The organism is Streptomyces sp. NPDC006283, assembly GCF_040613325.1.
Taxonomy (GTDB): Bacteria; Actinomycetota; Actinomycetes; order Streptomycetales; family Streptomycetaceae; genus Streptomyces.
On record NZ_JBEXRZ010000269.1, the window covers coordinates 1 to 8,938 of the forward strand.

Below are 8,938 nucleotides of genomic sequence, written 5' to 3' on the forward strand. Positions count from 1 at the left end.
CTGCCCGGCCAGACGCACGCCGGGGCCCTGACCCTCGTCACGGTCAGGGCCCCGCCTCAATTCTTCGTATCAAGCAGTCCACTGATGAGCACGCCCACCGCGCCACTCCACCCACCGCGGATCATCCATCACCATCTCCGGGATTCGAGGGTTCCAGCAGCCTCGAGACACACGACCAGGTCGTGGTCGCTACGAGCGTGCCGGGAAGCACTGGTCACGGGCCTGGCCACATCGACGATGAATATGCGGCATCTCTACCTGCCCACCGTGTCGTCGAGCAAGGTCAACCACCCATCAAGATCAGCACTCTCCACCGCGACGGTCGCCGGCCACCAGGCGCCTGCTCATGCAGAAAGTCCCGAAGATGCCCCGCCGGCATGCGGGACGTTCTGGGCGTTACCGGTTGCGGCCACGGAGCATGTCCCAGGCACGGTCGATCAAGCCGCAAGGAGCTCTTCCCGCCAACGCCGGCGATTGGCGGGAAGAGCGTGACCGGGCGGCGTGCCGCGCGTTATCGCTTCGGGTGCATGCATTCCGCCCCACGGAATGCACGCTGGCGGGGCCCTGATCAACGGCTGATCACGGCCCCGCCTCATCCCGCCGGTGACAGCGGCCACCGGCGCGCCAGCGCCTCCGCACGGCACTGCACAGCGCCACCCCAGATCAAGGCAGCAGGTCTACTCTCCCGCCCGGCGGAGGCTCACACGAGGCAATCAGACCCGGCAACGCGCGAGCCGCCGGATCCACCGCCCGCGCGTCGGCAGCACTGCGGCTGAAGTATTCAGCCGCAGTGGACACAAAGAGTGCCGGGCAGGCGGAGAACTCCCACCAGCCCATCCCCTGACGCGAATACGGCCCGGCATACTGACGCCGCCTTCACCAACACCGGCTGCAAGGGCCCCGCGGGAGCGCCGCATCCGACACCCCCGGCACAGACTCACCAACAAACAGTGGTAAGGAATCTCACCACTCGCCTCCGCCACCGATGGCGCCGGTTTCCCAGGAACCTCCGCCACCGAAGTCGCCGACGCCGCTACCGCCACCGATGGCGCCAAAGACGTCAGTCAGCAGGTTCCCGCCGGAGTCGCTCCCTGTACCAGCGGCGCCACGCGCAACGAATCTCCAGGAGGACCCATGAACACCACCACCGACACCGTGGACGCCTCCTACCTCGCCCTGCGCCTGCCCGCCGGCACCAAGGTGACCTACCGGGGCACCCTCGAAGAGGCCACGGCCAGTGGCTGGTCTCCCCGTGCAACTGCCACCACTGCGCGGTCTCCACCCTCTTCGGCCGCCCCGCCCGCCGCTACGAGCTGCTCACCCTGGACGGCAAGCCGAGCCCGTACGTCCACATCCGCTACACCTCCGTCGCCCCCGTCGTCAGCGACACCGAGCGCGGGTACGCCGCCTGCTACATGACGCCCAAGATCGTCGCCGTCCACCTGCGCAAGCAACTGCGGAAGGCGTTCCCCGGCGTGAAGTTCTCCGTGCGCACCGGCCGGGACAAGAGGTTGGGGGAGCTGTCCGTCACTTGGAACGGCGGCCCCCGCCGCACCGCGGTCAGCGCCGTCACCGCGCCCCTGCTCGCCACCTACGGCGCCTCCGAGGAGCGTCGCCCCGCCCGCATCTCGGTCACCTGCGCCGGACGCGACTACCACGGCATTCCCTCCGTCGCCGCGATCACCCTCAACCGCGGCTGACACCGCCCCACCGGGGGCGCGGACCGGCCGCGCCCCCCTGCACCGGAAGTCGGGCCGAGGCCCGGGCCGCGAACCGCACTGCGAACTGACGCGGCGGGCCGGCCAGCGCCCCGCCGGGCCCCGGCCCCGGCCCCGGCCCCGGACGAAACTCCAGAACAGGACAAGCATGCTGAACCCCGGCCCCAACTTCCGCCGGATCACCTGCCCCCAGTGCGAGAAGGGCAGGATCGTCCTCGCCACCGGAACGGCACGATTCCAGTGCAGCCGCCTGCGCCAGGTGGTCGACGGCTTCAAGATCGGCAACTGCGACTTCGCGACGCGGGACCGTGACGAGATCCCCGTCAAGCCGGGAGAACGGGTCGTCGTCGTGGACTTCACGCCCTTCGCCCACCTCACCACCCCCTAGAAGGCTCGTGAAGATCTTGGGTTCTGGCCCTGCCGCGTGAGCGGCAGGGCCAGACTCGTCGTGTGGCGATGGGCGAATGGGTGGGCGAGACCGTCGGGCCGGACGTGTGGGAGACGTGCCGGGAGTTGATCCCTGCCGGGAGCGTGTTCGCGTTCCTGGCCGGGCATCGCGGTGAACTGTTCCCGGCGGCGATGTTCGTGGACATGTATCCGTCGGCGAACGGGCGGCCGAGCATGCCGCCGCAGATTCTGGCCTCGGCGGTCACCTTGCAGTCCCTGCACGGGCTGTCGGACTTCGAAACGGTCCAGGAACTGCGGTGCGACCTGCGGTGGAAGGCCGCATGCGGTCTGGGTCTTCACGACATGGCTTTCGATCCGTCGCTGCTGGCCTACTTCCGCCGCCGGCTGGCCGGTTCCGCCCGCCCGAACCGTATCTTCGAGGCCGTACGCGAGGTCGTGCAGGCAACCGGGGTCCTCAAGGGCAAGCACCGCCGGGCGCTGGACTCCACTGTGCTGGACGACGCGGTCGCCACCCAGGACACCGTCACCCAGATCATCGCCGCCGTCCGGGCGGTGATCCGCGAGGTCCCCGGCGCCGAGACAATCGCCGCTGCCCAGTGCAGCGCGCACGACTACACCGATCCGGGCAAGCCCCGCATCGCCTGGAACGACGAGCAGGCCCGCGCCGAGCTGGTCGACGCGCTGGTCGGTGACGCGCTGCGGCTGCTGGGCCACCTGCCCGACCAGCAACTCGGCGAGAAAGCCGCGAACGCGGTGGGCATCCTGGCCCTGGTCGCCGGCCAAGACGTCGAGCCCGCCGAGGACTCCGACGGTCGCGACGGACGCTGGCGCATCACCCGGGGCACCGCCCCGAACCGGATGGTCTCCACCGTCGATCCGGAAACCCGGCACGTCCACAAGACCCGCAGCCACCAGCAGGACGGCTTCAAGGCCCACCTGGCCATCGAGCCCGAGACCGGCTTATACACCGCCGTCGCTCTGCGGCCCGGCGCCGGGCCCGAGCACCATGAGGCCGCAGTGGGTCTTGAGCTGCTCGCCGACGAGGGCACCCCGGTGGACGCCTTCGGTGACACCGCCTACTCCACCGGTGACACCCGCCAGGCCCTGGGCCGGGCCGGACACCGGCTGTTCCTCAAGCCCGCACCACTGCGGCCCGCCGTCCCCGGCGGCTTCACCCTCGACGACTTCGCCATCGACACCACCGCCGCCGCCGTGACCTGCCCGGCCGGACACACCGTGGCCCTGTCCGACCCCGGCGGGCAACACCACCAACGCAGAGCCTCCTTCGGGGGCTTATGCACCGGATGCCACCTGCGCGAGCGGTGCACCAAAGCCAGGGCCGGACGCATCCTGACCATCCGCCCGCACCACGACCTCCAAGCGGCCGCTCGCCACCAGGCCGCCACCGACCCCGGCTGGCAGGCCGACTACCGCCGCTGGCGGCCACCGGTCGAACGCGCCGTCGCCTGGCTCGTCCACCACGGCAATCGGCGCCTGCGCTACCGCGGCACCCTCAAGAACGACACCTGGCTCCACACCCGAGCCGCCGCCCTCAACCTCCGCCGCCTCATCAACCTCGGACTCACCCACACCAGTGGCACCTGGCACATCGCACCGGCCAGTGGATGACCTGAGGGGCTGCCCGGCCTGACGGCCGGACAGCCCCTCACCAAGATCTTCATCGACCTTCTAGGACCCGGCCACCCCCGGCCCGGCACACCCGAGCCCCGCGCACACCCGCAAAACGGCCCCGCACCCGGCTCCAGGACGACGCCGCGGACGGCAGGGCACGAGAGCCGGGAAGCCGACCGGAGAAACCCGCCAACAGACGTACAGAACATGGCCGTTACCGCCCCCGGCAGACCTCCGGGCGCAGCCGCGGCAAAGGTGGCGGACGGATCAGGGAGCAGCACCTCGAAGCGGGGCCGGCCGTTGGCCGGCGGTGGGACGTGCCCCCTGTCGGGGGCCGCGTCAGGGGTGGGGCCGGCTCCCGCCGTCCCGGGCGCGTGGGTGACAAGCAGCAGGGCGTCGGCACGGTCGGGGTGGGCGGCGGCGCGTTCTGCGACGAGATCGGCGTCGGTTAGGGCCGGGGTGTGTTCGGCGCTCGCCCGTGTCAGGGACAGCCACAAGGCGTCGGCGAGGGCGGTGTCCGCCGAAGGCGCCGGCGTCGGCGAGGGCGCCGGACGGAAGTCCGGCCGCGAGGGCGGCGCGCCACAGGCCGGCCGCCGCGGCCAGGCGTGTGTCGGCGTCGGGCGGGACGGGACCGTTGGTGCGCGGGGTGCGGGGTGCGATCGCGGACAGCAGCAGGCCGACCGCGTCCGCTCCCTGGGTGCCGGCCGCCAACTCGGCGCCAATCTGGGCGCACCACTGTTCGGCGGCGTTCCGGCGACCGCCGCGATCGCCCGTACCGCGGTCAACGTCCGTACCGGAGCGGGCTCGCGGCTCGCCGCCCTGACACATGCCCGCTGTCCTCGCCGTCATCGTCTTCGCCGCCGCCCCGCTCGTGTCGAAGATCCCGCTGGCCGCGCTCGCCGGGGCATGGTCTACCCGGCCCTCATCGCATCCATCTCCGACCACGCCCATCCGGTCTGGCGCGCCAACGCACTCGGCACCTACAGGTTCTGGCGCGACATCGGCTACGCCGCCGGAGCTCTCGTTGCCGGTGTGCTCGCCGACTGGCTCGGCCTGAACGCCACCGTCGTCGCCGCCGCAGTCCTCACCGCAGCCTCGGGCCTGCTCGCCGCCCGCTGGATTACCGAGCACCAGCCCGACGCCGGTTGAACGAGCAGCCTGTCCCGGCCGCTACCGGGGCAGGCTCTGGGTGACCCGCCACAAGCGCCGAGGCAACTCACCCTCCTCGAAGGCGTGGACCTCCTGCAGGTCCCAGCCGCCGACGAGGGCGTCCACGAGGTTGCGGTCGAGGAAGTTGCACGGCGAAGCCACCGTGCTCGAAGATGCCGTCCCCGTGAGCCACACCGTTGCCCCTCGACGGCGTGGACGTCCTGGAAATACTCGCCGGACCCTGCCCTGCATCTACGACCCCACGGGCCCGGGGAAGCTGCTGTTCGCGTTCTTCGCCGCGATGGCGGAGACCGAGCGGGAGAACATCCGCGAGTCCACGCTGGAAGGGCTCGACACCGCGGCCCGCAAGGGCAAGCACGGTGACCGGCCGCCGGTCATCACCGACGACATGCTCCACACCGTGCTCCGCCGGAGGCGGACGGCGAGTCCGTCGAGCAAATCCAGCCTGAGCCCCGGGCCGATCACAGCCCGTACGGTGACACGCCTTCGGTGCCCCGGGGCGCTTCAACGGCGGTTCCGTTGTTCCCCGAGGCCGGGGCCATGCGCGGCCCTTGGGTCGGGAAGGGCGGTGATGAGGATCTCTGCGGCCTGGGTGGTGTTGTCGGCGCGGACGGCCCGGGCCATCGCTTCGCGGGCGGCATCGGCGGTGGTCTCCGGGGGAACCAGCAGCAGGGCGAAGTGGTCGTTGTCGCCGCGGGTGATGAGGGCGGTGTCGTCGCCGACCGGGTCGGAGTCGAGGTGCACTACGCGCTCGTCGATGACCAGGCGGGTGGGGAGGCAGTCCCAGGCGGATGCGTCCACGCCGACGCGGGTGATCGGTCCGAGATGCTCGCTCAATGCACTGATCAGCGCGGGCAACTTCCCTTGCTAAGCGTGCACCAGCAGTGGAGCAGATGAGATCAGGAGGTTCTGCCAGGGCTTGCCGTTGACATCCCCGGGGTTCAGGGCGATACGTCGAGAATGCGGACGCCAGCCCCGTCCCAGTCTGTGGGCGTGGTGGTGACCACCCTTGCCCCTTCGGGGCGCTCTAGACCTGGCTGTGCTACGTGTCGGGTGTGTGACCAGCCAAGGGAGCGCGGTTGGCCGGATGCCGCGAGGACGGCTGCAAGGCCGAGGGGGTGGAAGACGATCTGGTCGAGCATGGCTACGTGGCCGGCCAGCCCAGCGCGAACCCGGTCGGCATCCGCGAGTGCGGCCAGGGCGACGTGGACGCGCCAGGCGTCCGTCACTGCGGACTGGTGCAGCATTCGGGAGACCAGAACATTGCCCGCCCCCAGGGCGAGGAGCGCATTCTCGTCCAGGACCACGTCCAGCGTGCCGGAGGGGGCGGAGGTCATGCCACGTCCCCGAGTCGGCGGGCCAGCTCGGCGTCTGCCGCGCGGTCCTGCTCGGGGTCCGGGGCATAGCCCGACATCTCCCGCAGCACGGCCAGCGTACGGGCCGTGCGCTCAGCTCGCTCGCTCTCGGTCGGCGTATGCGCAGCAAAGTCACTGACCAGCTGGGCGATGGACGTGCCCTTCTCGGCGGCGAGGGCGGCCAGCCTGTCTCGGACTGCGCCCTCGACCTTGATCGTCGTGTGTGCCATAACGTCGAGAATACATCAGGTATACCCGTTGATGTGAGAGAGCCCTGGCGGCGCTGACGGTAATGCCAGATTGTGCAGGACCGTGCCGTGAGCCCTCGGTGGACAGTCGTCGTCGCCCTGTACGCGTTCGACTCCGGTCACGATGTGGGCTGTGCATCTGGCCAACTGTTCCTCACGCAACAGGCCCAACGGCCCCTGCACACCGCCGATTTCACACGTCCGTCCGGGCCGCCATCCCGCCCGACTACCCGCAGGACGCCTCCCCGGCCTGCATCACCGCCTACGACGCAACCGGCCATCGCCACACCAGCACCGACCCCCACCCCGGCCCCGATTTCGAGGCGGTGCCGTTCGCGGACCGCGCCGCAGAAATCCGGCACCGCGCCCAGAACTTCCAGCAGGCCAGCACCACACGCAGCAACCCCCAAAACCACGCGCCCCACGCCTCCCCCAAGACCCCCCAGCCGTCCGCGGACGACGACCTGGTTGATCCCGGGGCGGCGGGCTCCAGCAGCCGGAGCCTTTCGGGAACGGCCTGCGAGCAGGCGGCCTTGCTGTGGTGTCACAGGCGTGTGCGAGTCTGTTTGTGCCCGGCGGTGCGCCCGTCGTTGAAGCCGATGCCACCGCCGGGCCGGACAAGCACCCCCTGACGCCCGGGGTCAGCGAATGTCGCCCCGCCAGTCCCAGTACGCGCCGTCGTCGGCCCGGCGTGCGTCCGCCCGGTCCGAAGGCACCGATCTGGGTGGGCAGGGCCGCGCCCGCGGCCAGTTGCCCGCTGTTCCATCCGGTGACGTCGAGGAGCAGGCCGTCCACCAGCCCGCGGTAGGCGTGCCCCGGCCGGGGGGCCGGGATCTGGGTCGTCGTGGTCGGCGCCGTACACCCTGCGCCGCAGCAACTCGTCCATGCCCGCCAGCATCCCCGCGCGCACTGACACACGGAGGTTTCACCGCTGTTCCTCCCGCCGGGCGGGACACGGGTGCCGAAAGGGGGGCAGCTCTGGCACAGTGACCTGGCCCGCGTTACAGCGCTCTGGCCGCGGGCCACCAGACACCCCAGCCCCCGCACGCGTGCTCATGGGCCGCAGGCCCGCAGAGGAAACGATCGTCGCGCGCCGCAGGGCAGGACCCCAATCAGCGGCCCCGGCCAGGTGCCGACGCCCGCGGGGCGGGGAAGTCATCAAGTAGCGAAGACCCTCGTCGAATGGACGGCTGCGTGTGAGTACTACCCCCGTCGAACTCTCCACCGGACGCACCCCGGGCCGCACCTGGACCGTGCGCCTGACCGGGCACGCGGACCGGACGGCAACCGTGACCTGTTCCACCGCAGCGTGCACGATGCCCGCCAAGTCGCGGGACATCGCGGGGCTGCGCCGGTTCGCCGCCCTGCACGCCGCCTCACACGCGAAAGCCGCGACGGTGCGGGAGCGGGCCTCGTGCCAGTGCTGGGCGCAGAGCTGCACCTCGCATGAGGGCATGCGCGTCCACTGCTCGGGCAGCACCGTCCTCGTTCTGCGGCACGACCCCGCCGTCGGCTGCGTATGGCACCTCGCCGAGGTGTGCTCGGCATGCGCCAAGCTCATGACCCACACCCGTGTGGTCGGGCTTCCCCCGCCGTCTGCTGAACCCGCCGCGACGGCTGCGGAGCGGCGTCAGGGGCAGCGGGCGGGGCGCGGAGATGAGGGCGGGCCGCGTGTGCCGGCCCCGGCCGGAATGCCGGTGGCGGTCGGGTTCTCCTCGCCCACGCCGACCAGTGGTGACGAGCCCCAGCGCCGTGCACCCGGCCAAGCCCGCCGCGGACAGCGACAGGGGCGCTCATCGCAGCGGCAAGCGCGGTAGTCAGCACCGTTGAGCACGCCGAAGGGCCCAGCCGGGACATCGCCTGAACTCCGGTGCCGGGCCCTGCCGCTCGTACGGGGTTGCGCGAGCACGCCTCGCGCTCAGGAGACGTCTGACGTCACCTTCTCCACCTCGGCGTCGCCGGCGTCCGCGGCGGCCCGGGCGGTGTAGTAGACCGTCGAGCCCTGCTTGACCCGCTCCACCCGGCTGCGGCCCACCAGACGCTCGGTCGTCGTGCGCACCAGGTTGACGTTCACAGTCCGGCCGGGATGCGCCTCAGCGAGGACCTTCGTGATCTCCTGCGCCGTACGCGGCTCGCTCTGACCCGCCAGGTGGGCGTAGATGAGTTCGGTCAGCGCCGGGCCCTTCACCTCGCCCGCCTTTCCGGCGATCTTGTTGACCGGGGCCTTCTTCACCGTGGCCTTCTTCGCGTCCAGCTTGGCTGCTGCCGGTGCCGTTGAGGCTGCCTTCTTCGCGGGGGCTGTCTTCTTCACCGCGGTCTTCTTCGCACCGCGCCGGGGTGTGGGCACCGCGGCCGAGGTGTTGCCGAGGGCGGCGCTCATGTCCTTGAGCAGGGCGTGGTCGGCTTC

General features: G+C 71.1%; 8 protein-coding genes and 4 pseudogenes. 6 read left to right on the forward strand and 6 right to left on the reverse strand.

What is annotated here, in order from left to right; all coding sequences use genetic code 11:
- The first annotated feature begins 1,415 nt into the window (after positions 1 to 1,415).
- The 4 genes and pseudogenes from ABZ070_RS33055 to ABZ070_RS33070 form a co-directional block, all read left to right on the forward strand.
- Complete coding sequence (locus ABZ070_RS33055; protein ID WP_356639351.1) at positions 1,416 to 1,700, forward strand: LPD29 domain-containing protein; 285 nt, start codon at positions 1,416 to 1,418, stop codon at positions 1,698 to 1,700.
- Between the two features lie 166 nt (positions 1,701 to 1,866).
- Positions 1,867 to 2,106, forward strand: coding sequence for a hypothetical protein (locus ABZ070_RS33060; RefSeq protein ID WP_356639352.1), 240 nt, complete (start codon positions 1,867 to 1,869; stop codon positions 2,104 to 2,106).
- A 68-nt stretch (positions 2,107 to 2,174) separates the two neighbouring features.
- Positions 2,175 to 3,755, forward strand: coding sequence for an IS1182 family transposase (locus tag ABZ070_RS33065; protein ID WP_356639363.1), 1,581 nt, complete (start codon positions 2,175 to 2,177; stop codon positions 3,753 to 3,755).
- Between the two features lie 720 nt (positions 3,756 to 4,475).
- Positions 4,476 to 4,662, forward strand: a pseudogene (locus ABZ070_RS33070) (SulP family inorganic anion transporter); the annotation flags it as partial.
- A 266-nt stretch (positions 4,663 to 4,928) separates the two neighbouring features.
- Here ABZ070_RS33070 and ABZ070_RS33075 read toward each other — a convergent pair.
- A complete protein-coding gene (locus ABZ070_RS33075; RefSeq protein WP_356639353.1) occupies positions 4,929 to 5,069 on the reverse strand; it encodes a hypothetical protein in 141 nt (46 codons plus the stop codon).
- Positions 5,070 to 5,148: 79 nt separating this feature from the next.
- Here ABZ070_RS33075 and ABZ070_RS33080 point away from each other — a divergent pair.
- Positions 5,149 to 5,378: pseudogene (locus ABZ070_RS33080) on the forward strand (recombinase family protein); the annotation flags it as partial.
- Positions 5,379 to 5,432: 54 nt separating this feature from the next.
- On the opposite strand, the pseudogene ABZ070_RS33085 reads toward ABZ070_RS33080, so the two are convergent.
- The 4 genes and pseudogenes from ABZ070_RS33085 to ABZ070_RS33100 all read right to left on the reverse strand — a co-directional run.
- A pseudogene (locus tag ABZ070_RS33085) lies at positions 5,433 to 5,789 on the reverse strand (DUF5994 family protein); the annotation flags it as partial.
- A gap of 80 nt (positions 5,790 to 5,869) precedes the next feature.
- Positions 5,870 to 6,265, reverse strand: a complete 396-nt coding sequence (locus tag ABZ070_RS33090) for a hypothetical protein (RefSeq protein WP_356639355.1) — start codon at positions 6,263 to 6,265, stop codon at positions 5,870 to 5,872.
- A complete protein-coding gene (locus ABZ070_RS33095; protein ID WP_356639357.1) occupies positions 6,262 to 6,513 on the reverse strand; it encodes a hypothetical protein in 252 nt (83 codons plus the stop codon). Before ABZ070_RS33095 ends, ABZ070_RS33090 begins: the two co-directional genes overlap by 4 nt.
- A gap of 659 nt (positions 6,514 to 7,172) precedes the next feature.
- Positions 7,173 to 7,417 (reverse strand): annotated as a pseudogene (locus tag ABZ070_RS33100) (hypothetical protein).
- A 310-nt stretch (positions 7,418 to 7,727) separates the two neighbouring features.
- Here ABZ070_RS33100 and ABZ070_RS33105 point away from each other — a divergent pair.
- Positions 7,728 to 8,348: a hypothetical protein gene (locus ABZ070_RS33105; protein WP_356639359.1), complete on the forward strand. Its 621-nt coding sequence runs from the start codon at positions 7,728 to 7,730 to the stop codon at positions 8,346 to 8,348.
- A gap of 101 nt (positions 8,349 to 8,449) precedes the next feature.
- Here ABZ070_RS33105 and ABZ070_RS33110 read toward each other — a convergent pair.
- A partial coding sequence (locus tag ABZ070_RS33110) for a hypothetical protein (protein ID WP_356639361.1) occupies positions 8,450 to 8,938 on the reverse strand: 489 nt, incomplete at its 5' end.

What these genes read in the sequence shown, in the direction of transcription:
- ABZ070_RS33055 (WP_356639351.1), top strand. Translation starts at nt 1,416, where the DNA reads ATGACGCCCAAGATCGTCGCCGTCCACCTGCGCAAGCAACTGCGGAAG.
- ABZ070_RS33060 (WP_356639352.1), top strand. Translation starts at nt 1,867, where the DNA reads ATGCTGAACCCCGGCCCCAACTTCCGCCGGATCACCTGCCCCCAGTGC.
- ABZ070_RS33065 (WP_356639363.1), top strand. Translation starts at nt 2,175, where the DNA reads ATGGGCGAATGGGTGGGCGAGACCGTCGGGCCGGACGTGTGGGAGACG.
- ABZ070_RS33090 (WP_356639355.1), bottom strand. Translation starts at nt 6,265, where the DNA reads ATGACCTCCGCCCCCTCCGGCACGCTGGACGTGGTCCTGGACGAGAAT.
- ABZ070_RS33095 (WP_356639357.1), bottom strand. Translation starts at nt 6,513, where the DNA reads ATGGCACACACGACGATCAAGGTCGAGGGCGCAGTCCGAGACAGGCTG.